At 70.0% G+C, this 22,332-nt stretch carries 19 protein-coding genes and 1 tRNA gene; 9 read left to right on the plus strand and 11 right to left on the minus strand.

What is annotated here, in order from left to right; all coding sequences use genetic code 11:
* The first annotated feature begins 7 nt into the window (after positions 1 to 7).
* Positions 8 to 1,042 carry an ATPase BagA gene (gene bagA, locus JKV81_RS13210; protein ID WP_099173499.1) on the plus strand — a complete coding sequence of 345 codons (1,035 nt, stop codon included), beginning with the start codon at positions 8 to 10 and terminating at the stop codon, positions 1,040 to 1,042.
* Positions 1,039 to 2,547, plus strand: coding sequence for an ATPase BagB (bagB, locus tag JKV81_RS13215; RefSeq protein ID WP_236056480.1), 1,509 nt, complete (start codon positions 1,039 to 1,041; stop codon positions 2,545 to 2,547). The genes bagA and bagB overlap by 4 nt, the downstream gene beginning before the upstream one ends.
* Positions 2,548 to 2,594: 47 nt before the next feature.
* On the opposite strand, the gene JKV81_RS13220 is transcribed toward bagB, so the two are convergent.
* Positions 2,595 to 2,972, minus strand: a complete 378-nt coding sequence (locus JKV81_RS13220; protein WP_202076055.1) for a WhiB family transcriptional regulator — start codon at positions 2,970 to 2,972, stop codon at positions 2,595 to 2,597.
* A 398-nt stretch (positions 2,973 to 3,370) separates the two neighbouring features.
* Between JKV81_RS13220 and JKV81_RS13225 the strand changes: the two genes are divergently transcribed.
* Positions 3,371 to 5,611, plus strand: coding sequence for a transglycosylase domain-containing protein (locus JKV81_RS13225; RefSeq protein ID WP_202075981.1), 2,241 nt, complete (start codon positions 3,371 to 3,373; stop codon positions 5,609 to 5,611).
* Between the two features lie 253 nt (positions 5,612 to 5,864).
* Here the strand turns inward: JKV81_RS13225 and JKV81_RS13230 are convergent, their stop codons facing one another.
* The gene (locus JKV81_RS13230; protein WP_202075983.1) at positions 5,865 to 6,329 is read right to left on the minus strand and encodes a GatB/YqeY domain-containing protein; all 465 of its coding nucleotides are present in this window, start codon (positions 6,327 to 6,329) and stop codon (positions 5,865 to 5,867) included.
* Positions 6,330 to 6,408: 79 nt separating this feature from the next.
* On the opposite strand from JKV81_RS13230, the gene JKV81_RS13235 reads away from it, so the two are divergent.
* Both JKV81_RS13235 and JKV81_RS13240 read left to right on the plus strand, forming a co-directional pair.
* Positions 6,409 to 7,347: a metallophosphoesterase gene (locus tag JKV81_RS13235; protein WP_202075985.1), complete on the plus strand. Its 939-nt coding sequence runs from the start codon at positions 6,409 to 6,411 to the stop codon at positions 7,345 to 7,347.
* A 95-nt stretch (positions 7,348 to 7,442) separates the two neighbouring features.
* Positions 7,443 to 7,516: transfer RNA gene (locus JKV81_RS13240), tRNA-Pro, on the plus strand.
* 214 nt (positions 7,517 to 7,730) lie between these two features.
* On the opposite strand, the gene JKV81_RS13245 is transcribed toward JKV81_RS13240, so the two are convergent.
* The 7 genes from JKV81_RS13245 to JKV81_RS13275 all read right to left on the minus strand — a co-directional run bounded on the left by JKV81_RS13245 (position 7,731) and on the right by JKV81_RS13275 (position 14,198).
* Positions 7,731 to 8,645, minus strand: a complete 915-nt coding sequence (locus JKV81_RS13245; RefSeq protein WP_202075987.1) for a hypothetical protein — start codon at positions 8,643 to 8,645, stop codon at positions 7,731 to 7,733.
* Positions 8,646 to 8,812: 167 nt separating this feature from the next.
* A complete protein-coding gene (locus tag JKV81_RS13250; RefSeq protein ID WP_307820530.1) occupies positions 8,813 to 9,403 on the minus strand; it encodes an MFS transporter in 591 nt (196 codons plus the stop codon).
* A gap of 519 nt (positions 9,404 to 9,922) precedes the next feature.
* Positions 9,923 to 10,873, minus strand: a complete 951-nt coding sequence (locus JKV81_RS13255) for a catechol 2,3-dioxygenase (protein WP_202075998.1) — start codon at positions 10,871 to 10,873, stop codon at positions 9,923 to 9,925.
* Positions 10,854 to 11,984: a 4-oxalomesaconate tautomerase gene (locus JKV81_RS13260; protein ID WP_307820531.1), complete on the minus strand. Its 1,131-nt coding sequence runs from the start codon at positions 11,982 to 11,984 to the stop codon at positions 10,854 to 10,856. Before JKV81_RS13260 ends, JKV81_RS13255 begins: the two co-directional genes overlap by 20 nt.
* Positions 11,981 to 12,688: a 4-carboxy-4-hydroxy-2-oxoadipate aldolase/oxaloacetate decarboxylase gene (locus tag JKV81_RS13265; RefSeq protein ID WP_147983475.1), complete on the minus strand. Its 708-nt coding sequence runs from the start codon at positions 12,686 to 12,688 to the stop codon at positions 11,981 to 11,983. The genes JKV81_RS13260 and JKV81_RS13265 overlap by 4 nt, the downstream gene beginning before the upstream one ends.
* Before the next feature lie 121 nt (positions 12,689 to 12,809).
* Positions 12,810 to 13,460 carry a GntR family transcriptional regulator gene (locus JKV81_RS13270; protein WP_202076000.1) on the minus strand — a complete coding sequence of 217 codons (651 nt, stop codon included), beginning with the start codon at positions 13,458 to 13,460 and terminating at the stop codon, positions 12,810 to 12,812.
* Between the two features lie 177 nt (positions 13,461 to 13,637).
* A complete protein-coding gene (locus JKV81_RS13275; RefSeq protein ID WP_124277682.1) occupies positions 13,638 to 14,198 on the minus strand; it encodes an NAD(P)H-dependent oxidoreductase in 561 nt (186 codons plus the stop codon).
* 117 nt (positions 14,199 to 14,315) lie between these two features.
* On the opposite strand from JKV81_RS13275, the gene JKV81_RS13280 reads away from it, so the two are divergent.
* Complete coding sequence (locus JKV81_RS13280; RefSeq protein WP_124277683.1) at positions 14,316 to 14,969, plus strand: TetR/AcrR family transcriptional regulator; 654 nt, start codon at positions 14,316 to 14,318, stop codon at positions 14,967 to 14,969.
* 15 nt (positions 14,970 to 14,984) lie between these two features.
* On the opposite strand, the gene JKV81_RS13285 is transcribed toward JKV81_RS13280, so the two are convergent.
* Positions 14,985 to 16,187 (minus strand): damage-control phosphatase ARMT1 family protein, encoded by a 1,203-nt coding sequence (locus JKV81_RS13285; protein ID WP_202076008.1) that lies wholly within the window; start codon positions 16,185 to 16,187, stop codon positions 14,985 to 14,987.
* A gap of 185 nt (positions 16,188 to 16,372) precedes the next feature.
* Here JKV81_RS13285 and htpG point away from each other — a divergent pair, with 185 nt between their 5' ends.
* Positions 16,373 to 18,286 (plus strand): molecular chaperone HtpG, encoded by a 1,914-nt coding sequence (gene htpG / locus JKV81_RS13290; RefSeq protein ID WP_129264433.1) that lies wholly within the window; start codon positions 16,373 to 16,375, stop codon positions 18,284 to 18,286.
* A 407-nt stretch (positions 18,287 to 18,693) separates the two neighbouring features.
* Positions 18,694 to 19,488 (plus strand): SGNH/GDSL hydrolase family protein, encoded by a 795-nt coding sequence (locus JKV81_RS13295; protein ID WP_129264434.1) that lies wholly within the window; start codon positions 18,694 to 18,696, stop codon positions 19,486 to 19,488.
* Between the two features lie 81 nt (positions 19,489 to 19,569).
* On the opposite strand, the gene JKV81_RS13300 is transcribed toward JKV81_RS13295, so the two are convergent.
* Complete coding sequence (locus JKV81_RS13300; RefSeq protein ID WP_129264435.1) at positions 19,570 to 20,406, minus strand: class I SAM-dependent methyltransferase; 837 nt, start codon at positions 20,404 to 20,406, stop codon at positions 19,570 to 19,572.
* 91 nt (positions 20,407 to 20,497) lie between these two features.
* Here JKV81_RS13300 and JKV81_RS13305 point away from each other — a divergent pair, with 91 nt between their 5' ends.
* Entirely contained in the window at positions 20,498 to 22,315 is a 1,818-nt protein-coding gene (locus JKV81_RS13305) for a S9 family peptidase (protein ID WP_202076010.1), read from the plus strand.
* The last annotated feature ends 17 nt before the right edge of the window (positions 22,316 to 22,332 follow it).

The following is a 22,332-nucleotide window of genomic DNA, read 5'->3' on the forward strand; positions in this document are numbered from 1 at the left end:
CGAAGACGTGAGCAGGTTCCAGGTCGTCAGCGGCAAGGGCGGGACCGGTAAGACCACGGTCGCCGCCGCACTCGCGCTCGCCCTCGCGACCGGGGGCAGGCGCACTCTCCTCGTCGAGGTCGAGGGCAGGCAGGGCATCGCCCAGCTCTTCGAGTCCGAGCCCCTCCCCTACGAGGAACGCAGGATCGCCGTGGCGCCCGGCGGCGGCGAGGTCCACGCGCTCGCGATCGACGCCGAGCGCGCCCTCCTGGACTACCTCCAGATGTTCTACAAACTGGGCAGCGCGGGCCGGGCCCTGAAGAAGCTCGGCGCGATCGACTTCGCCACCACCATCGCCCCGGGGGTCCGGGACGTCCTGCTGACCGGCAAGGCCTGCGAGGCCGTACGCCGCAAGGACAAGCAGGGCAGGTTCGTCTACGACTACGTGATCATGGACGCGCCGCCCACCGGCCGCATCACGCGCTTCCTCAATGTGAACGACGAGGTGGCGGGGCTGGCCAGGATCGGCCCCATACACAATCAGGCGCAGGCCGTGATGCGGGTCCTGAAGTCCCCCGAGACCGCGGTGCACCTGGTGACGCTCCTGGAGGAGATGCCGGTCCAGGAGACGGCGGACGGCATCGCCGAGCTGCGGGCGGCCGAACTTCCGGTGGGCCGGGTCGTCGTGAACATGGTGCGGCCCCATCTGCTGGACGAGGAGGCGCTGCGTACGGCGTCGGGAGGCCGCCGCAAGGAGATCGCGAAGACGCTCACCCGGGCCGGTGTGACGGGCTCCGCCGGGCTGGTACGACCGCTCGTCGAGCAGGCCGCCGAGCACGCCCAGCGCGTCGGCCTGGAGCGTGAGCAGCGCACCGTGCTGGCCGGGCTTGGGCTGCCCCTGGCCGAGCTCCCCCTGATGGGCGAGGGAGTGAGCCCGGCCGCGCTGCACGAGCTGGCGGAGGAGCTCCACAAGCAGGGGGTCGGCGACGAGGCCGCGGACGAAGCGGGGCAGGCGCCCCGGAGCGGGAAGCGACGCGGCTCAGGACGAGGGGTGGGGTCATGACACCGGGTACGGACATCGCGCCGGACGTCGAACCGGACAGCACGCCGGACCTGGCACCGGGGCTGGAGACCGACGCGCTCCTGGACGACCCGGAGATCCGCATCGTCGTCTGCTGCGGCTCGGGCGGCGTGGGCAAGACCACGACCGCAGCGGCCCTCGGCGTACGGGCGGCCGAGCGCGGCCGCAAGGTCGTCGTCCTCACCATCGACCCGGCCCGCCGGCTCGCCCAGTCCATGGGCATCGACCAGCTGGACAACATCCCGCGCCGGGTCGAGGACATCGAGGGCGAGGGCGAACTGCACGCCATGATGCTCGACATGAAGCGCACCTTCGACGAGACCGTCGAGGCGCACACGGATGCCGAGCGGGCCCGCGCGATCCTGGAGAACCCCTTCTACCAGTCGCTGTCGGCCGGGTTCGCGGGCACCCAGGAGTACATGGCCATGGAGAAGCTCGGCCAGCTGAGGGCCCGCGACGAGTGGGACCTGATCATCGTCGACACCCCTCCGTCCCGTTCGGCGCTGGACTTCCTGGACGCGCCGAAACGTCTCGGCTCCTTCCTGGACGGGAAGTTCATCCGGCTACTGATCGCCCCGGCGAAGATCGGCGGGCGGGCCGGGATGAAGTTCCTGAACGTCGGGATGTCGATGATGACGGGGACGCTCGGCAAGCTGCTCGGCGGGCAGTTCCTCCGTGACGTACAGACCTTCGTCGCGGCGATGGACACCATGTTCGGCGGATTCCGTACCCGGGCCGATGCGACGTACAAGCTGCTCCAGGCGCCCGGTACGGCGTTCCTCGTGGTGGCGACGCCGGAGCGGGACGCGCTGCGCGAGGCCGCGTACTTCGTGGAACGGCTGGCCGCGGAGGAGATGCCGCTGGCCGGGCTGGTCCTCAACCGGGTGCACGGCAGCGAGGCCGCACGGCTCTCCTCGGAGCGGGCGCTGGCGGCCGCAGAAAATCTTGAGGACGCCGGCATTGTGGATCAGACGGCCGGGAAGGCTGGCCTTGGTGACCCGGAGGACCCGGCGTCACCCACCTCTCCCGAACCCCCGGAGCCGTCGCTCTCCCCCGAGCGCAGCAACGAGCACGCCCCGAACGAGCCGTCACAGCAGGAGCCGCCCCAGCACGACCGGACGACGCACACCCCTGAGCCCGAGCCTGCCGAGGCGCGCGGCCGTGGCCGGAAGTCGACTGACCCGTCCGGACCATCCACGCACACGGAAACGGAAGCGGACCGTCATGGCACGCCCGGCACGGACGCCGGGTCCGCCGACGTATCCATCGAGCAGCTGACCGCGGGTCTGCTGCGGCTGCACGCCGAGCGGATGCAGGTCGTCGCGCGCGAGCAGGACACACGGGACCGCTTCACCACGCTCCACCCCGAGGTCCCGGTGGCCGAGGTGGCCGCGCTGCCGGGTGACGTGCACGACCTCTCAGGCCTCAGGGCCATCGGGGAACTGCTCGCGACCGGTTCCTCCACCACACCGGCCGGAGCCGCGTAGGACCACCGCCGGCCTCGCCGGGGCGGTCCGCGCGGGCGCCTGCCCGCTCACCCCACCGCGGCGAACGTCTCGTGCAGTTCGTCGTCGTGCAGACCGTCGTCATGCAGACCGTCGTCCAGGCCCACCGCTGCGGGCAGCATGCCCGTGGACCGCTCGTACTCACTGCGCGCGGTCTCCAGCAGGCGACGCCAGGACGTGACGGTGGGACGTCGGCGCAGCAGTGCGCGGCGCTCCCGCTCCGTCATTCCACCCCACACGCCGAATTCGACGCGATTGTCCAGCGCGTCGGCCAGGCACTCGGTCCGCACCGGGCAACCGGTGCACACCGCCTTGGCCCTGTTCTGCGCTGCCCCTTGTACGAACAATTCATCCGGATCGGTAGTGCGGCAGGCTGCCTGCGCACTCCAGTCGGTTACCCAGCCCATGCCGGCGCCGTCCTCTCCCGAATCGAGGCTCCCCCACGGCGGCAGCGGCATATTCACCGCTGCCAGTTGAGGACGTTACGGAAGGTGGGCACAGCACAACACCCCCTTCGGGCCCAATCTTGAATGGCCCGAACGGACTATGCGTACGCGGCAGATCACCCAGGGGAGTGATGCGAGGACATGCGCGACCTTCCCGACTGAATCGGGACAGAAACCCCAAGTCGCAACAGACATTCAGTGACACATGAGGCGAATTCGGGAACGCCTCGGCGGGTGGCTGAATTCTGTTGAGGGCCGTGCAGGGGGGTTGATACAAAATCGGACTGCTGTGACAGTTGAGAGCAGCTTAGGCCAAGGCCTATACGTGTGTCCGGCGAATGAGAACGTAGGCTGCCCCCATGCCAAAGAAGCGCTCAGGCGGGGGTCTTACGACGACCCAGCAGGCCGCCAAGTTCCTCGGTGTCGCCGCACTCTCCGGAGCTGTCCTGGCAGGCATCGCGCTGCCGGCCGCCGGCGCACTCGGGCTCGCCGCCAAGGGGACGGTCGAGGGATTCGACGAGATCCCTTCCAACCTCAAGACCCCGCCGCTGAGCCAGCGGATCACGATCCTGGACAACGAGGGCGGGCTCATCGCGACGGACTACTCGCGTGACCGCACCGTCGTCCCCCTCAAGGACATCTCCCCGTACATGCAGGACGCGATCATCGCGATCGAGGACTCGCGGTTCTACGAGCACGGGGCCGTCGACCTCAAGGGCATCCTGCGCGCGATGAACCGCAACGTGCAGGCCGGCGGTGCCGCGCAGGGCGCCTCGACGCTGACCCAGCAGTACGTGAAGAACGTCTTCGTCGAGGAGGCGGGCGACGACCCGGACAAGGTCGCCGAGGCCACCCAGCAGACCCTGGGCCGCAAGGTCCGTGAGCTGAAGTACGCGATCCAGGTCGAGGAAGAGCTCGGCAAGAAGAAGATCCTGGAGAACTACCTCAACATCACCTTCTTCGGGCAGCAGGCCTACGGCATCGAGACCGCCTCGCAGCGGTACTTCTCCAAGCACGCCAAGGACCTGAAGCTGGAGGAGGCGGCGATGCTGGCCGGCCTCGTCCAGTCGCCGACGCGCTACGACCCGGTCAACGACGCGGAGGAGGCGACCAAGCGCCGTAACACCGTGCTGCGGCGCATGGCCGCCGTCGGCGACATCACGCAGGCCGAGGCGGACAAGGCGATCGCCAGTCCCCTGAAGCTGAAGGTCAGCAAGCCGAACAGCGGCTGCATCACGGCCGTCAGCGGGGCCGGTTTCTTCTGCGACTACGTGCGCAAGACCGTCCTGACCGACCCGACCTTCGGGGCGACCCAGGAGGAGCGCGCCAAGCTCTGGAACCTCGGCGGACTGACCGTCAGGACCACGCTGTCGCCGCGTGCGCAGAAGGCAGCCAACGAGGCCGCGACCTCGAAGGTCTACAAGGACGACAAGGTCGCCGCGTCGGTGGTGCAGGTCGAGCCCGGCACCGGCAAGATCCTCTCGATGGGCCAGTCACGGCCGTACGGCCTGGACCAGAAGAAGAACCAGACGGTCCTCAACCTCGCCGTCAGCAACAAGATGGGCGGCAGCACCTACGGCTTCCAGGTCGGCTCGACCTTCAAGCCGATCACCGCCGCCGCGGCCCTGGAGAAGGGCATCAGCCCGGCGGAGAGCTACGCCACCGACTGGAAGATCTCACTGCCGCTGAACTCCTTCCGCACCTGTGCGGGGGCCCCGACGGGCAGCAGCAACTGGGACCTCCAGAACGAGCTGGAGTCCGAAAAGGGCAGCTGGGACATGACGAGCGCGCTCGGCAAGTCCATCAACACCTACTTCGCCAAGCTGGAGCAGAAGGCCGGTCTCTGCGAGACGGTCGAGATGGCGAAGAAGGTCGGTTACGAGCGCGGCGACGGCAAGCAGATCGAGGAGCACGCCTCGATCACCCTCGGCGGCGAGGTGAGCACCCCGCTCTCGATGGCCTCCGTGTACGCGACGTTCGCCAACCGGGGCACGTACTGCTCCCCCGTCGCCATCGACTCGATCACGGGCCCCGACGGCAAGAAGATCCCCGTCCCGAAGTCCAAGTGCTCCCGCGCGATGAGTGAAGCGACGGCGGACACGATCAGCCAGATGCTCAAGGGCGTGGTCGAGGACGGTACGGGCACCCTGGCCGGCCTCACCGACCGCGACAACGCGGGCAAGACGGGTACGACGAACGACCGTCTCGACGCCTGGTTCGTCGGCTACACGCCGAACCTCTCCACCGCGGTCTGGGTCGGCGACGACATCGGCGAGAAGACCACCAAGATGTACGACATCACCATCGGTGGCCAGTACTACGACAAGGTCTGCGGTGGCTGTCTTCCGGGCCCCATCTGGAAGACCGCGATGACCGGCGCGCTGAACGCCTCGGAGACCCCGTCCTTCAACCCGATCTCGGTGCCGCGCGCCAAGGAGAAGGAGAAGGACAAGGAGAAGGACAAGGGCCGCGGCGGGGACAACGGCGGGAACGACGACGACAACGACAAGCCGGGCGCCGACCCGATCGGCGGCATCACCCTGCCGCCCGGTGTCATCGGCGGGAACGACGGCCGCGGGCGTGGCGGCAACGGTCCCTGACCGTCCGGGCCGCGTGACGGCGGCATGAAAGAGGAGGGGCGCCCCCGGCTCGGGGCGCCCCTCCTTCGTGCGTGGGCCTTCGTACGTGGCCCTCATGCGTCGGCCTTCGCGCGCCGGTCGCCGTACGCGGGGTCGGTCCCCGTACGCGGGGTCGGTCCCCGTACGCGGGCGTCCGTACGTCGGCCCTCGCTCTTCGGTCTCCGTACGCGGGCCCTCGTAGCCCCTCGTACGTCGGCCTTCGCGCTTCGGCCTCTCAGCCCGCGAGCAGCTTCTTCACCGTGGCGGCGACGCGGCCGCCCTCGGCGAGCCCCGCGACCTTCGGGTTGACGATCTTCATGACGGCACCCATGGCCCGCGGTCCCTCGGCGCCGGCGCTCTTCGCCTCTTCGACGGCCTGCGCGACGATCACGTTCAGCTCGTCGTCGGAGAGCTGCTTGGGCAGGTACGCGTCGAGCAGCTCGCCCTCCGCCTTCTCGCGCTCGGCCTGCTCCGTCCGGCCGCCCTGCGCGAAGGCCTCGGCCGCCTCGCGGCGCTTCTTCGCCTCCTTGGCGATCACCTTCTGCACCTCGTCGTCGGAGAGCTCGCGCGACGTCTTGCCGCTGACCTCTTCCTTGGTGATCGCGGTCAGGGTGAGCCGGAGGGTGGACGAGGTGAGCTCGTCACGCGCCTTCATGGCCGTGGTGAGGTCTTCCTTGAGCTTGGACTTGAGCGTGGTCATGCGGCGATTGTGACAGGTACGGGGCACCTGACGCCCGCCTGTTTTCGTCCCGCCTCACCGTTTCTGCGACGATGGGCCCATGCGCGCACGCTACGGAGTACCCCTGAAAGTCACGGCAGTCGGCGCAGCGGTCGGTGCCGCCGGTCTCGTGTACGCGGCCGGATTCGAGGCACGCTCGTTCCGCCTCCGCCGGATCACGATTCCCGTACTCCCGCAGGGAGCACGCCCGTTGCGCGTTCTCCAGGTCTCCGACATCCACATGGTGAGCGGCCAGCGCAAGAAGCGCGCGTGGCTGCAGTCGCTGGCCGGCCTGCGGCCGGACTTCGTCGTGAACACCGGCGACAACCTCTCCGACCCGGAGGCGGTGCCGGAGCTGCTCGACGCGCTCGGGCCGCTGATGGAGTTCCCCGGGGTCTACGTCTTCGGCTCCAACGACTACTACGGCCCGAAACTCCGCAACCCGGTCCGGTACCTCCTGGAGAAGACCCAGGGCAAGCACGGGCTCAACGGAAACGCACCGGCGGTCGGCGTCGTCCACAACCCGTGGGAGCCGATGCGGGACGCCTTCGACGAGGCCGGCTGGCTCAACCTCTCCAACACCAGGGACCGGCTCAAGGCCGACGGGCTGGAGATCGGCTTCACGGGCCTGGACGACCCCCACATCAAGCGGGACCGGTACGCCGAGGTCGCCGGCGGCCCCGAGACGGACACGGACCTCTCGATCGGCGTGGTCCACGCCCCGTACCTGCGCTCCCTGGACGCCTTCACAGCGGACGGCTACCCCCTGATCCTGGCCGGTCACACCCATGGCGGCCAGCTCTGCATCCCCTTCTACGGCGCCCTCGTCACCAACTGCGACCTGGACACCGACCGGGTGAAGGGCCTCTCCGGCCACACGGTCGGTGAGCGGCGGTCCTACCTCCACGTCTCGGCGGGCTGCGGCACGAACCGCTACACCCCGGTCCGCTTCGCCTGCCCGCCCGAGGCGACCCTGCTGACACTGACGCCTCGCGACTGAGACTCCCGGCCCGCCCGCGCCAGGCAAAACCGGATTTCGCCTCCGGGCGCGGGTGGGCTAAAGTAATCGATGTCGCCGGGACAATCGGTGGACATCGGGGTGTAGCGCAGCTTGGCAGCGCGCTTCGTTCGGGACGAAGAGGTCGTGGGTTCAAATCCCGCCACCCCGACAGCTGAAACACCAGGTCAAGGGCCTGATCCACTGAGTGGATCAGGCCCTTCCTGCGTTGTGTGGATCGTTGGGAGACATCTGGGGGATCCTGGCCGGAATCTCCCGTCCAGCCGTAGTCGATCATGGTGAGCTCCGGCTTGCCGATCGGCCTACGCTCCCCGCCCCGAGGACCGCGGTCTCGCACCAGGTCGCGGTCCCGCGCCAGGTCGGCGTCACGGATGGCGGCCGGAAGCGCGCAGCTCAGCCGCGTACAGGCGTAGTTGCTCGACGCGTATGAGGTCGCGCTCCAGTTCGTCGAGCCACCTTCTGATACGCGTCTCGTCGGCGGCGTGCTTCAGGCATTCCTGCAGCGCGGCTGCCAGGACCTTGAGCTTGTCCTCGTAGAACGCCACGTAGTCCTCCATCCCTGTCGCGTTCGGGTGGACGATCGCGTTGAAGAGCACCGTGACCTCGGCACTGCCTTCTGGCGCCTCCTCCCGGACCCGGTCGGCGATCGACGAGAGGCGCTCTTCGATCACTTCGGGGCTCTCCCAGGACGGCGGCCCGTAGGCCAGCACCGTGATGGGGTCGGACGTCACCCGCTTTCTCGCCCTCCCGGCCCTGCCGCCGTCCAGCGTCAGGCGCACCTGGTAGAAGTCCTTGCCCTGCTCGGCTTCCCTCGGCACGAGGGAGAGGACGAATCGGTCCACGTCGCCGGCGTCGACCTCTTGGTTGACCGTCCTGCTGTAGCTGCCTTCCGCCAGAGGGAAGTCGACGGCGTACGAGCCGCTGGGCCCCAGCCGCCGCTCCTGGGCTCGGATGCGGCTGTTGACCGGCGCCCCCGGCAGTCTGAGCACTGCCGGGGGATCCAGGGCTGGGATGTAGAGCAGCCCCTTCAGCTCCACGTGCACGCGTCGGACGAAGCCCTTCCGGTCTCCGTCGTTGCGCACGGCGATGTCCAGGACGGGCCGGTCCGGGACTACCTCGCCGAGCAGCTGCACGTCGGCTCCCGGCTCTGCCAGGACCGCCTCTCCCTCGCCCACCGAGACGTCGACAAGGGCGACCTCCCCTCCTCGCTTCCTCCGCGCCCTGAGCGTCGTCCATGCGGCGATGACGGCGGTGAGGACGGTCGCGATCGCCCCGAGCATGCTTCCTCCCTGCAGCGAGGGGCGAGACGCATCCGCGCACCCGCCCGTACAGCCGACCGCTTGTTCCGCAGTCTCTGGCAGCGTACGGACAGCAACTGACAGCGAAGGGGTGGCGGGGCTCGGGTGGAGCCGCCCAGCCGTCGTACGGCCGGGTACCGCGTCGGGAGTCAGCTCGCTGCGGAGACCGGGTGCGCGGCATCCCTGCCCGTGGGGCGCTTCACCGCCGGCAGGCCGGTCAGGCCGATGAAGATCAGGGAGAAGACGCCCGCCGCCGCGAACACGGTGAAGCCCGTGGTGGTCGAGCCCGTGGCGAGGAGCTGACCGCCGAGCCAGGGGCCGAAGACCGCACCGAAGCGGCCCATTCCGGAGGTCCAGCCGACCGCCGTGGCGCGGTTGTCGTCGTCGGAGCGGGCCGCGACGGTGGCGTAGATCATGGCCTGGGCGCTGAAGAGGAAGAGGCCGGTCAGGAAGACCACGAGGTAGGTGACGGCCAGTGGCATGTGGACGCTGAGCAGGTAGACGCCGACGGCGGTGGCGCCGAACCAGATCGCGCCGATGCGGGCGCCGCCGAACCGGTCGGTGAGCCTGCCGCCGATGAGCATGCCGACGATGCCGCCGAGGTTGATGACGATGACGAAGCCGAGCGAGGAGCCGAGGTCGTAACCGGCGGCGCGCATCATCGAAGGCAGCCACTGGGAGACGCCGTAGACGAGCAGGAGTCCGCCGAAGGACGCCAGCCAGAAGAACAGGGTCTGCACCCACAGGCCGCCGCGGAACAGGGCGGCGACCGCGCTCCAGCGCTCGGTGCCGGCCGGACGCCTCTCCCCGGGGGTGGCGTCGGGCGCCTTGACCCCGTACCGGTCGGCGAGCGCCCGGGCCTCGTCGGTACGCCCCTTGGCCTGCAGGAACGTCAGGGACTCGGGCAGGTACGACCAGCCAGCACAGACCGACGACCAGCAGGGCGAGCCGGCTGTTGCGGGCCCCGGTGGCGGGGGTTGGGGAGGACATCGGGGTATTCCTCTCGTCCGGGACAGCTCTGTCCCTGAGGGAGCTTCGGCAGGGGCGGGTCGGTGCGGCGCGTTCGCGGCGGACCCGAATGTGCCGATGACGTTAAGGACCCCGGGATTTAGCGTCAACGCTTTTGTCAACAATCTCAGGAACAATCTGGCCTTTGCCCTCGCCCGTGCCCCGACCCACCTCCACGGCTCCTGGGCGCACCGGAGGGGCGGGCGGCACACCCGTGTGTGCGCCGCCCCCCCTCCGGTCACGACGCCGGTTCAGTCCAGCGGCGGCGTGCCGTGCGTATGGAAGGACTCGATCGTCCGCAGGCCCCACGCCTGCCCCTTGGCGCGCTCTGCCTCGGTCCAGGTGACCAGCGGCCAGTCGGGGGCGAGCACGAGGCGGGTGAGCGGGTTGCAGAGCTCGATGCGGTTGCCGCCGGGCTCGTAGACGTACAGGAAGAACGTCTGCTGGATGGCGTGCTTGTGCGGGCCCGTCTCGATGAACACGCCGCTGTCGATGGCGAGATCGGCGGCCCGCAGGATGTCCTCTCGGGTGTCGGTGGCGAAGGCGATGTGGTGCAGGCGTCCGGTGGAGCCTGTCCAGTCCGAGGTGTAGACGACGTCGTACGACTTGTCGGTGAACGTCAGCCACTTGGCGCCGATCCGGCCCGTGTCGAGCTGGATCTGCTCGGTGGGCCGGGCGCCGAGGACGTGCTGGTGGAAATCGGCGTTGGCGGCGACGTCGGCAGCGAGGAAGTTGATGTGGTCCAGGCGGCGCACGCCCACGCCCCGGTTGGGCTTGGCCTGCGGCTGGTTCTTCAGGGCGGGCCTGAGCTCCGGGGGCGCCTGGTAGTACTCGCTCTCCCAGTACAGGGCGATCTCGTGGCCGTCCGGGTCGGCGGTGAGGTAGAGCTTCCCGATGCCCGGTTCGTCCTCCACCCAGCGCCCCGCGTGGCCCGTCGCCTCGAGCTCGGCGACCCTGCGCCGGAGGGCCTCCTCGCTGGAGGTGCGCAGGGCGGTGCGGCGCAGGCCCGGCTTCTCGGCCGCGGTGAGCACCAGACTGTGGTGCTCGTAGTCGTCGAAGGTGCGCAGGTGGACGGAGTCACCGCCCTGCCCGTTGACGGTCAGGCCGAGGTAGTCCGTGAAGAACCGGACGCTGCCGTCCAGGTCCGGGGTGAGCAGTTCGACGTGACCGAGATGGGCGATGTCACCGAGAGGGGGAGTCATCTGCGGCTCCTTGCGGGGAGGGTTCGGACGGGCGGGCTGTCTGCTCGGGCCGGGGGAAGACGGTCCCGTCGAAGATCTTTCGTGCGGTACGCACCACCGCGGTGCGCAGAGCGGCGGGGGCACCGTCCGCGTCCGTCCCGACGACGGCCTCGATGTCGAGGAAGCCGGTGGGGTGCTCGATTCGCAGCCGGTCGCCGTCCGGGGGCAGCCGGGCGATTCCGTCGGCGACGCCGCCCGGGACCCGCAGCCCGGCGGCGACGCCCGCGGCGCCCAGGACGCCGATGGAGGTGTGGCAGCGGTGCGGGATGAAGGTGCGGGTCGTCACCGCGCCGTCCTGGGCGGGCGGGGCCAGCAGACTGAGCTTGGGCACCGTCGTGCCGCGGACGTCGCCGAGGCCCATGAGGCGGCCCGCTTCGAGGCGGATCCGCTCGACGCGTTCACGCAGGCCGGTGTTCTCCTCCAGCTCGCGCGGGCTCTCGTAACCGGTGACGTCCAGGGCCCCCGCCGGGATCAGCACAGTCGGCATCCCGTTGTCGACGCAGGTCACCTCGGTGCCGGCGATGACGTCACGGGCCCGGCCGGTGGGCAGCAGCGGACTCCCGCCCCGCGCGAACTCGATCACCACCGGCGCGGCGGTCCCCGGCACCCCGGATATCCTCGCCGGCCCGGTGTAGTCGACGCGCCCGCCCGGTGTGGGGAAGGACGCCGTCGCCAGGTCTCCGGTGTTGACCATCCGGATACGTACGGACGTCCGCCCGTCCCCGGCGGCGACCAGGCCCCGCTCCACGGCGAAGGGGCCGACCCCGGCGAGCAGGTTGCCGCAGTTCTGACGGTCGGAGACCTCCGCGGTGTCGACGCCGATCTGGAGGAAGAGGTAGTCCACATCGACGTCCGGGTCGTCCGGTACGGAGACGACCGCGACCTTGCTGGTGAGCGGGTGTGCCCCGCCCAGACCGTCGATCTGGCGCGGGTCGGGGCTGCCCATGATCCGCAGCAGCAGATCGTCCCGGGCCGCCGGGTCCCGGGGCAGGTCGTCCGCGAGGAAGTAGGCCCCCTTGGACGTGCCGCCCCGCATCAGGAGGCAGCGGACCTCCGCAGGTCCGCCGGTCACGCCCCGGCCTCCCCCGCGTGGTCCTCGTACGAGGTGTAGCGCACGCCCAGGGCTTCGAGCTTCTCGCGCAGTCCGTAACGGTCCAGCCCGAGCTGGCCCTCCAGGAACGCGGCGCGGGCCTTGGCCTCCTTGGCCTCCCGCGCCTCGGAGGCCTCGGCGGTCTCCCGGGCGCGTTCGCGGGGCACGACCACCACCCCGTCGTCGTCGGCGATGACCACGTCGCCGGGGCGGATCATCTGGTCCCCGATGGCGACGGGGACGTTGACGGAGCCCCCGGTGGCCTTCACCGTTCCCTGCGCGGACACCGCCTTCGCCCAGGCGGCGAAGCCCATGTCCCGCAGCTCCTGGGTGTCACGGATGCCCGCGTTGATCACGACTCCGCGCACTCCGCGCCTGCTGAGCGCCGTGGCGAACAGCTCGCCGAACATGCCGTCCGTGGAGGGGGAGGTGGTGGTGACGACGAGGACGTCGCCCTCGCCGCACTGCTCCACCGCCGCGTGGATCATGAGGTTGTCGCCGGGCCAGCTGAGCACGGTGACCGCGCTGCCCGCGATCCGTACGCCCTGCTGGACGGGGCGCAGTCCCGGTCCGAGCAGGCCCGTACGGCCCATCGCCTCGCTCACGGTGGCCACGCCGTATCCGGCGAGTGCCTCGATGTCCCGCGCGTCCGCCTTGGGCGGGCCGGTGACGATGACGCCGCTCATGCCGGCCGCTCCGCGGTCCGCGCCGTCTCGGTTGTCATGGCTGAACTCTCCTTGCTGGACGGGGCATCGGCCCACCAGCGCGGCGCGCCATGCGCGCAGTGCGTCGACCGGACGCGGCGCGTCAACCGCGCAGTGCCTCGATCACGCTCGCCAGGTGGGAGCGGACGGCCGCCTCGGCCGCCTGCGGATCCCTGGCCCTGATCGCGTCGATCATGGCCAGGTGTTCACTCAGCGACTGCTGGGGGCGTCCGGGCCTCAGGGCGAGCTGGAACCTGTGGCGCACCAGCTGGCCGTTCAGCCGCTCCAGGAGCGAAACGGCCGTCTGCTGACCGGAGAACTCCCTGATCAGGGCGTGGAGTTCATGGTTCAGGTCGGAGTAGAGCATCGGCTCGCCGTCGGCGACGGCCTTGGTCATGGCCTCGCCGACCTCCGTGAGCCGGTCCAGCTGCCCGTCGCCGGCCGTGACGGCCGCCTTCGCCGCGCAGAGCCCTTCCAGGGCCATGCGGCACTCGGTGATCGCGACGGCCTCGTCGACGCTCACCACCCGTACCCGTGATCCGCGGTTACGGATCCGCTCGACCAGTCCCTCCGACTCCAGCTCGATCAGCGCCGCTCTGACGCTGGCCCGTGTCACACCGAACTGCTCGGCGAGCTCGTTCTCCACCAGCCGCTGGGCCGGTGCCATCTCGCCGTGCAGAATCGCCTGCCGCAGACGGGTCAGAGCCAGTTGCCTGGCCTGCTCCCCACTGGCCGGACCGGGTTCCTTCGGCATCGTTGCCCCCTGAGTGAGTGCCTGTCGAACCTAAATCTAGGCCAACAGGATTGTCAACGATTCTGTTTGCCATATTGCCGTAAGTGCGCGACCGCCTGCGGATCCGACCCCGGGAACGCGCGTGGGCCCGGCCCCTCTCTCCTGCGAGAGAGGGGCCGGGCCCACGGAAGTGCTCGGTCAGGCGGCTGCCGCCGCCGTCCCCTCGGCGACCTGACGGAGCACCTCGGTCAGCGAGGTGACGACCTCGGCGTCGTCCGCCGGGTGGAGCTCGGCGAAGCGGGTCACGGAACCGGGGATGGAGAGCTTGGCGTCCGCCAGAACCGCTCCACCCGCGAGGCCGGCCGCCTTGCGGGCCTCGTCCTGGGCCCACACGCCGCCGAACTGGCCGAACGCGGTGCCGACCACGGCGACCGGCTTGGCGGTCATGGCGCCGGCGCCGTACGGGCGGGACAGCCAGTCGATGGCGTTCTTCAGGACGGCCGGCATGGTGCCGTTGTACTCGGGCGAGAACAGCAGGAACGCGTCGGAGCTGCCGGCCGCCTCGCGCAGACGGGCCGCGGCAGCCGGGACGCCGCCCTCGACGTCGATGTCCTCGTTGTAGAACGGGACGTCGACGAGGCCCTCGTACAGCTCGACCTCGACGCCCTCGGGCGCGTGCTTGACCGCGGCCTCGGCGAGCTGACGGTTGTGGGAGCCGGCGCGGAGGCTGCCGACGAGGGCGAGGATGCGTACAGACATGGGGGAAGCTCCCGGGAGACGGAGACTGCAGAAGTAAGCGGACCGTGGTCCGTTTAAAGTTGTACCACCTAAACGGACCGTGGTCCACTTCCATTCCTCCGGGGCTACCCTGAAGCCATGACCGCTCTCCTCCCCCCGCTGCCCGAGCCGCCCGACCCCGGCGACGCGCGGACGAATCTCACGCTCGCCGCCACCGGCGAACCGGAGATGCTGCGGGCGGACGCGGCACGCAACCGCGCACTGCTGCTGGACGCCGCCTCGCGCCTCCTGGTCCGCTGCGGGGCGGCGAACCTCACCATGGAATCGGTCGCGGCGGCCGCCGGGGTCGGCAAGGGCACGGTCTTCCGCCGCTTCAAGGACCGCACCGGCCTGCTCATCGCGCTCCTCGACCACCGCGAGGCACTGCTCCAGGCCGCCTTCCTCACCGGGCCGCCCCCCATGGGCCCGGACGCCCCCGCGGCGGAGCGGCTGCACGCCTTCGGCCCGGCCCTGATGCGCCACGAACGCGACCACCACGAGCTGATCCTGGCATCCCGCACCGATCCGCTCCGTACGTACGAGGTCCCCGCCCAGCGGCTGAGGCTCAGCCATGTGACCCTGCTGCTGCGCCAGGCACGGGCGGCGGGCGAACCGGAGCTGCTCGCCCACACACTGCTCGGTTCGATCGACACGCCTCTCGTCCACCATCTGACGTGCGAACGCGGCATGGACATCGACCGGCTGGAGGAGAGCTGGCACGACCTCCTCAACCGGTACGGGGTGCAGCGGTAGAGCGGTGAAGCCGGGCTACGGGCGCACCTGGATCAGGGCGTGCGTGCCACTCGTACGCCATGCCTTGCCGGATCCCTCGAGCCGGTCCAGGGTCTCCTGGTCCAAGCCCACGACGACGTCGGACTTGAGCGTGCGCAGCGCGGCGACGGCACCCGGGAAGTACGCGGTGGGGCCGGAGAACGGTGTGGTCGCGGGCCACCGACGGTCGCCCACCAGACGCCGGTAGTTGAGGTCGCCCTTGAGGATCGTCAGCGTGGCTGCGCCCAGCTCCGCCCGGAGGTCCGCGGGCATCCGCTCGTACGGATACGGGGCGCAGAAGAACGCGTGGGTACGTACGTCGAGCCGCCCGGCGCCCATCGCCTCCCAGATCCGCCGGCCGATCACGCCCGCCTCGCCGGGGGCCCCGCTCGTCCGGCGCAGACAGTCGACGACGTCGGCCGTCATGGCGTCGGAGACGTAGTACGGGCAGGGCTTCACATGGAGCACCACCCGCTGCGCGTGGCCGTGGCGGAGCAGGTGGTCGATGAGGACGAGGTCGGGGATCAGCTCGCGGCCGGTGTTGTCCGCGATGACGGCGACCGTGGCAGGGGACCCGGCGGGCAGGAGTGCCCACAGCGCCGCGCTGTCGTCGGCGACCAGACCTGGGTCGGCCTCGCCGGGTGCGGACTCGCCCGCCGGACCGCGGAAGCCGAGATCGGCGCGGTTGCCCCAGAGCGAGGCCCCCAGGAGAGCCGTCGCCCGCTCGGCGGCGGGGACATCCACGAGGTCGTCCAGGGAACGGAGTTCCTCGTCGACCGTGGGACCGTTGAGCTCCGCGCGCTTGAAGGAGGCGAAGGGGTCGACGCCCTGCCACGGGCCCTCGCCGGAGTAGCCGACGGCTTCCAGGAGCCTCCGGTAGAAGTAGCTCTCGGCCCAGAGGAACGGTGCGTCGAACCAGGGACGCCCGAAGTGTTCGGGCTCCCGCTCCAGCCAGAGCTCGCGGTCCGGGCTCCCGGGACCGAGCGGTTCGACGACCCCGTGGAGGATCTCGTGCAGCAGGGTATCCAAAGCGCGGTGCTGCTCCGGGCCGTACGGGAAGGCCTCACGCACCTGTTCGATCAGCGTCGGGTGGCGCTCGGCCATGACGCCCCGGGCGAAGCTGCCGGGCTCCCGGCACGTGATCACAGGGGGGAGGCCGTGGTCGTCCACGGCCCGGGAAGTCGCTCGCGTATCGCCCATGCGCCCAGTCTGCCTGGCCGGAAGCCGCTCATCCTCCGCCGGTCACGCGTGTCCGGCCCGCCGGCACAGACCCGGCGGTCAACGGCCGTGGGCCGACCGGCACATGGCCGGGCCGGGGCCTGGTTACGATATGGAACGCCTCAGATGACTTACCCCAGGAACCCCAGGAAAGGGACCCCGCACCCATGCCGGCCGAGACGTTCGAGTTTCAGGTAGAAGCGCGCCAGCTCCTGCAGATGATGATCCATTCGATTTACTCGAACAAGGATGTATTCCTGCGTGAGCTCATCTCCAATTCTTCGGACGCGCTGGACAAGCTGCGACTGGAAACGCTCCGCGACGACACGATCGCGGCGGACACGTCCGACCTCCACATCGCCATCGAGGCCGATCAGGAGCAGCGCACGCTGACCATCCGCGACAACGGCATCGGAATGACGCACGACGAGGTCGTGCAGCTGATCGGGACGATCGCGAATTCCGGCACGGCGAAATTCCTCCAGGAACTGAAGGAAGCCAAGGACGCCACCGCGTCCGAGGAACTCATCGGGCAGTTCGGTGTCGGCTTCTACTCGAGTTTCATGGTCGCCGACGAGGTCACCCTGCTGACCCGGCGCGCGGGCGAGGACACGGGCACGCGCTGGCAGTCGAGCGGCGAGGGCACCTACACCGTCGAGTCCGTCGACGACGCACCCCAGGGCACCTCGGTCACGCTGCGGCTCAAGCCCGAGGACGCCGAGGACAAGCTCTTCGACTACACGTCACCCTGGAAGATCAGGGAAATCGTCAAGCGCTACTCAGACTTCATCACCTGGCCCATCCGCATGGCGGCGGCGAGCGGCGAGGAGGGCGCCGAGCCGGAGACCGAGACGGTCAACTCGATGAAGGCCCTGTGGGCCCGGTCGAAGGACTCCGTGACCGATGAGGAGTACAGCGAGCTGTACAAGCACATCAGTCACGACTGGACCGAACCGCTCGAAACCATCCGCATGCAGGCGGAGGGGACCTTCGAATACCAGGCACTGCTCTTCCTTCCGTCCCATGCACCGCAGGACCTGTTCATGCAGGACCACAAGCGCGGAGTTCAGCTGTATGTGAAGCGCGTATTCATCATGGATGACTGCGAAGCGCTCATGCCGACGTATCTCCGCTTCGTGAAGGGCGTGGTCGACGCCCAGGATCTGTCGCTCAACGTGTCGCGGGAGATCCTTCAGCAGGACCGCCAGATCGAGATGATGCGGCGCCGTCTGGTCAAGAAGGTGATCTCGACGGTGAAGGACATGCGGTCCGGCGCCCCCGAGAAGTACGCGACGTTCTGGAAGGAATTCGGCCGGGTCCTCAAGGAGGGGCTGTTCCAGGACTTCGAGAACCGGGACGCGATCCTGGAGATCTCCTCGTTCGCCTCGACCCAGGACGAGGAGGGCCTGACCACCCTGCGCTCGTACGTGGAGCGGATGAAGGAGGGCCAGGAGCAGATCTACTACATGACGGGCGAGTCGCGCGCCGCCATGGAGAGCTCGCCGCACATGGAGGCGTTCCGCGCCAAGGGCTTCGAGGTCCTGCTGCTGACCGACCCCGTGGACGAGGTCTGGGTCCAGTCGGTCCCCGAGTTCGACGGCAAGCCGCTCCAGTCCATCTCCAAGGGCGAGGTCGACCTGGACACGGACGAGGAGAAGAAGGAGGTCGAGGCCGAGCGTGAGAAGCAGCAGCAGGACTACGCCGGTCTGCTGACCTGGATGACGGAGCAGCTCGGTGACACCGTGAAGGAGGTACGTCTCTCCTCACGGCTCACCGTCTCGCCGGCCTGCATCGTCTCGGACACGCACGACGTCACCCCGGCGCTGGAGAACATGTACCGCGCCATGGGCCAGGAGGTGCCGCAGATCAAGCGCATCCTCGAACTGAACCCCTCGCACGCACTGATCAGCGGGCTGAAGAAGGCGTACGCCGAACAGGGCGACGAGGAGGGTGCCCGCACCGAACTGGCCGAGACGGCCGAGCTGGTCCACGGGCTGGCGCTCCTCTCGGACGGGGGCGAGCTGAGTGACCCGTCGCGCTTCAGCAGGCTGATGGCGGACCGCCTGGAGCGCACCCTCTAGGCCTGCACGTAACCCGACCCACCGCGGCCGCCAGGACTCTCCTGGCGGCCGCGTTCGTGTGTGGTGCCACGGTCACTCGTGGGCGGGGCCGGGGCCGCCCGTGGGCGGGGCCGCGGCGGTGGTGAAGGCGGGGCGACGGCGGGAAGCGGCTGCCGCTCGAACAGATGGCGCTCCCCTGAGGGTGACGCGGAGGAGTCGCGAGAGGTGCCGGAGAGATCCACAACTTCACCCATTCGAGGGCCCGTTGAAGGTTTATCTACGCGCGGAGCATCGTCTACCGAACGATCCTTCGGGCATATCAGACGACTTTCCCCGCGCCCATTACCGACGAGTACCGGGAGCTGCTACAAACGTGCACGCCCCACGAACTCCCCACTCGTCCCCCACATTTCGAAGGGCTGGCAGCCATGTCAGTACGAACCTTCCGGGCATCCCTCATCACCCTCGCGGTGGCCGCCGTGGCAGCACTCGGCCTCGCGCAACCCGCGTCCGCCGCCGGCGGCAACTACGTCGCTCTCGGTGACTCCTACTCCTCCGGAGTCGGTGCCGGGAGCTACACCTCGGAGAGCGGTGACTGCAAACGCAGCACCAACGCCTACCCCTACCTCTGGAAGAACGCGAACGCCCCGTCGACGTTCGCGTTCGTCGCCTGCTCGGGTGCCACGACGTCGTCCGTGGCCAGCGGCCAGCTGGGCGCGCTGAGCACGTCGACCACGCTCGTCAGCCTCACGGCCGGCGGCAACGACGTCGGTTTCGCGGACGTCATGCAGACCTGCGTCCTGCAGAGCGAGGCCACCTGCGTCGCCCGGGTGAACACCGCGGTCTCCGAGATGCAGAACTCGCTGCCCGGCCGGCTCGACTCCCTCTACTCGGGCATCCGTTCGCGGGCACCGCAGGCCCATGTGGTGGTCCTGGGCTACCCGCGCTTCTACCAGCTGTCGGGCAGCTGCATCGCCGGCCTCACCGAGACCGAGCGCGGGGCCATCAACAACGCCTCGGACGTGCTGAACGGGGTGCTCGCCAAGCGGGCGGCCGACGCGGGGTTCACGTACTCGAGCGTGGTGGACGAATTCACCGGGCACGAGCTCTGCTCGGGTGACGCGTGGATCCACAGCGTGTCCATCCCGGTCACCAACTCGTACCACCCGAAGGCCGTCGGGCAGTCGAACGGGTATCTCCCGGCCTTCAACTCCGCGGCGTAACGCGCGTAGAGGGGCCCGCCCGGGCAGAGCACACACACCGGGCGGGCCCCCTGCCGGAGGTCCGGCCGAGCTTGCGTCTCCTCAGCCGCCGGCCGGCCGGGAGGCCTTGACGGAGTACATCATCGGGATGCGCGGGCGGTCGGCCGGGAAGCGGTAGGAGCCGTCCGCGTGCCGCACCAGGGCCGGGTAGCGGGCGAAGAGCGAGGCGTCGTGCTCGTGCAGGAACTCGATCCGCAGCCCGGCCGCCGCCAGTGCCGAGACGACCTCGCCCACCGGGTGCTGCCACTCCACGCTGCGGTTGTGGACGGTCGCGGCGTCGAAGTCGGCGTACGTGCCCGGTGACTCGTCCACCCAGGCATCGCGGCTGAAGTAGTCGTACGTGACCGTCGAGCCGGTCTCGTCGTCCAGGCAGTCGGTCAGGGGATGGAACTCCGCCAGGTAGAGGAATCCGCCGGGTGCGACCAGCGAGGCCGCGACCTCGGCCCAGCGGGGCACGTCCGGCAGCCAGTTCAGCGCGCCGGTCCCGGTGTAGACGATGTCGTACGCCGAGTCCGGCACGGCCTCCGCGGCGTCGTACACGTCGGACGGGACGAACGCCGCGCGCTCCTGCGACAGGCCCAGCGAGCCGGCCAGGCCGCGGGCGACCTCGACGGCGGGCTCGGAGAAGTCGAGACCCACGACCTGGGCGGCGCCTCGACGGGCCCAGGAGAGCGTGTCGAGGCCGATGTGGCACTGGAGGTGCAACAGGGTCTTTCCGGTCACGTCACCGACCTCCGCGATCTCGAAGCCGCGCAGGACGTCCCGGCCCGCCAGGAAGGCGTCGAGATCGTAGTAGTCGCTGGCGGCGTGGATCGGCACGCGTTCGTCCCAGCGTGCGCGGTTGGCCTCGCGCCAGTCGTCGGGCGTCGGTGAGTACATGCCGGGAAAGTTACCCACAGGCTGGGGGTGCGTGCGAACAGTTATCCACAGGCCGCCCCGGCATGGTGGCCTCATCGGGTTGTATGGGGTCATGAACGACGCACAGAACGACCAGTCCGTACCGGAGCGGGAGCAGGAGCCGCCGCAGTGGGAGCAGCGTTTCCGCGCCCCGCGGGTGTCCCTGCCCGACTGGGCGGAGGACGCTCCCGACCAGGCGCTCTTCGTCTCCAACGCCACCGGTACGTACGAGCTGTACGCGTGGGACCGGGCGACCGGGAAGCAGCGCCAGGTCACGGACCGGCCCAACGGGACGACCGACGGCGTGCTGACGCCGGACGGCCGGTCCGTCTGGTGGTTCGCCGACACCGACGGCGACGAGTTCGGCGTGTGGATGCGGCAGCCGTTCGACGGCGGCCCGGACGAGCCGGCCACGCCCGGTCTGGAACCCTCCTACCCGGCCGGGCTCGCGATCGGCCGTGACGGCACCGCGGTGGTCGGCCGCTCGACGGACGAGGACGGCACGACGGTCCACCTGGTGCGCCCCGGGGAGGAGCCGGTCGAGATCTACCGGCACCGGGAGTCCGCCGGGGTCGGTGACCTCTCGCACGACGGAACGCTGATCGCCCTGGAACACACGGAGCACGGCGACGCCATGCACTCCGCGCTGCGGGTGGTGCGCCCCGACGGGTCGACGGTCGCCGAGCTGGACGACACCGAGGGCGGCACCAAGGAGCTCGGCCTGTCGGTGCTGGGCTTCGCCCCGGTGGCGGGTGACACCCGGCTGCTGGTGGGGCATCAGCGGCGCGGGCGGTGGGAGCCGATGATCTGGGACCCGGTGGCGGGCACACAGACGGATCTGCCGGTCGATCTGCCCGGCGACGCGGGTGCCGAGTGGTATCCGGACGGGTCCGCGCTCCTCATCGAGCACGGCTTCGAGGCCCGCAGCGAGCTGTGGCGTTACGAGCCGGGAGCGGCGGGTCCGGTCAGGGTCGAGACCCCTCCGGGGACCGTGTCGGGCGCCACGGCCCGACCGGACGGCACGGTGGAGTACCTGTGGTCGTCCGCCGCGCAGCCGCCCGCCGTGCGGTCCACGACGGGTGCCGTCGTCCTCGACCCGCCGGGCGCGAAGGCTCCGGCCTCGGTGCCGGTGCGGGACGCCTGGGTCGAGGGCCCCGGAGGGCGGATCCACGCCCTGGTGCAGACGCCGGCCATCGGTGACGGCCCGTTCCCCACGGTCTTCGAGATACACGGGGGACCCACCTGGCACGACAGCGACGCCTTCGCGTCAGGACCGGCCGCCTGGGTCGACCACGGCTTCGCCGTCGTCCGGGTCAACTACCGCGGATCGACGGGTTACGGCCGTGCCTGGACGGACGCGCTGAAGCACCGGGTCGGGCTGATCGAGCTGGAGGACATCGCGGCCGTCCGGGAATGGGCGGTCTCCTCGGGGCTCGCGGACCCGGAGCGGCTGGTGCTGGCCGGCGGCTCGTGGGGCGGCTATCTGACCCTGCTCGGGCTCGGCACGCAGCCGGAGGCCTGGGCCCTCGGGCTGGCGGCGGTCCCGGTCGCCGACTACGTCACCGCCTACCACGACGAGATGGAGGCGCTGAAGGCGATGGACCGCACCCTGCTCGGCGGGACCCCGGAGGAGGTGCCCGAGCGCTTCGAGGCGTCGTCCCCGCTGACCTATGTGGACGCCGTGCGGGCCCCGGTCTACATCTCGGCCGGCGTCAACGACCCCCGCTGCCCGATCCGTCAGGTGGAGAACTACGTGGACCGCCTCGCGGCCCGAGGCGCGGTCCACGAGGTGTACCGCTACGACGCGGGGCACGGCTCGCTCGTCGTGGAGGAGCGGATCAAGCAGGTGCGGCTGGAGCTGGACTTCACCCTGCGCCACCTCGGCGGCTGACGGGACGGGGCCGGCGG

The organism is Streptomyces silvae (assembly GCF_016745505.1).
GTDB lineage: Bacteria > Actinomycetota > Actinomycetes > Streptomycetales > Streptomycetaceae > Streptomyces > Streptomyces silvae.

Bases quoted from the DNA above. Each gene is read 5' to 3' on its own strand.
- JKV81_RS13255 (WP_202075998.1), bottom strand. From the start codon at position 10,873: ATGACTCCCCCTCTCGGTGACATCGCCCATCTCGGTCACGTCGAACTG.
- JKV81_RS13220 (WP_202076055.1), bottom strand. From the start codon at position 2,972: ATGGGCTGGGTAACCGACTGGAGTGCGCAGGCAGCCTGCCGCACTACC.
- JKV81_RS13305 (WP_202076010.1), top strand. From the start codon at position 20,498: ATGAACGACGCACAGAACGACCAGTCCGTACCGGAGCGGGAGCAGGAG.
- htpG (WP_129264433.1), top strand. From the start codon at position 16,373: ATGCCGGCCGAGACGTTCGAGTTTCAGGTAGAAGCGCGCCAGCTCCTG.
- JKV81_RS13300 (WP_129264435.1), bottom strand. From the start codon at position 20,406: ATGTACTCACCGACGCCCGACGACTGGCGCGAGGCCAACCGCGCACGC.
- JKV81_RS13285 (WP_202076008.1), bottom strand. From the start codon at position 16,187: ATGGGCGATACGCGAGCGACTTCCCGGGCCGTGGACGACCACGGCCTC.
- JKV81_RS13265 (WP_147983475.1), bottom strand. From the start codon at position 12,688: ATGAGCGGCGTCATCGTCACCGGCCCGCCCAAGGCGGACGCGCGGGAC.
- JKV81_RS13280 (WP_124277683.1), top strand. From the start codon at position 14,316: ATGACCGCTCTCCTCCCCCCGCTGCCCGAGCCGCCCGACCCCGGCGAC.
- JKV81_RS13245 (WP_202075987.1), bottom strand. From the start codon at position 8,645: ATGCTCGGGGCGATCGCGACCGTCCTCACCGCCGTCATCGCCGCATGG.
- bagB (WP_236056480.1), top strand. From the start codon at position 1,039: ATGACACCGGGTACGGACATCGCGCCGGACGTCGAACCGGACAGCACG.
- JKV81_RS13270 (WP_202076000.1), bottom strand. From the start codon at position 13,460: ATGCCGAAGGAACCCGGTCCGGCCAGTGGGGAGCAGGCCAGGCAACTG.
- JKV81_RS13275 (WP_124277682.1), bottom strand. From the start codon at position 14,198: ATGTCTGTACGCATCCTCGCCCTCGTCGGCAGCCTCCGCGCCGGCTCC.
- JKV81_RS13225 (WP_202075981.1), top strand. From the start codon at position 3,371: ATGCCAAAGAAGCGCTCAGGCGGGGGTCTTACGACGACCCAGCAGGCC.
- JKV81_RS13235 (WP_202075985.1), top strand. From the start codon at position 6,409: ATGCGCGCACGCTACGGAGTACCCCTGAAAGTCACGGCAGTCGGCGCA.
- JKV81_RS13230 (WP_202075983.1), bottom strand. From the start codon at position 6,329: ATGACCACGCTCAAGTCCAAGCTCAAGGAAGACCTCACCACGGCCATG.
- JKV81_RS13295 (WP_129264434.1), top strand. From the start codon at position 18,694: ATGTCAGTACGAACCTTCCGGGCATCCCTCATCACCCTCGCGGTGGCC.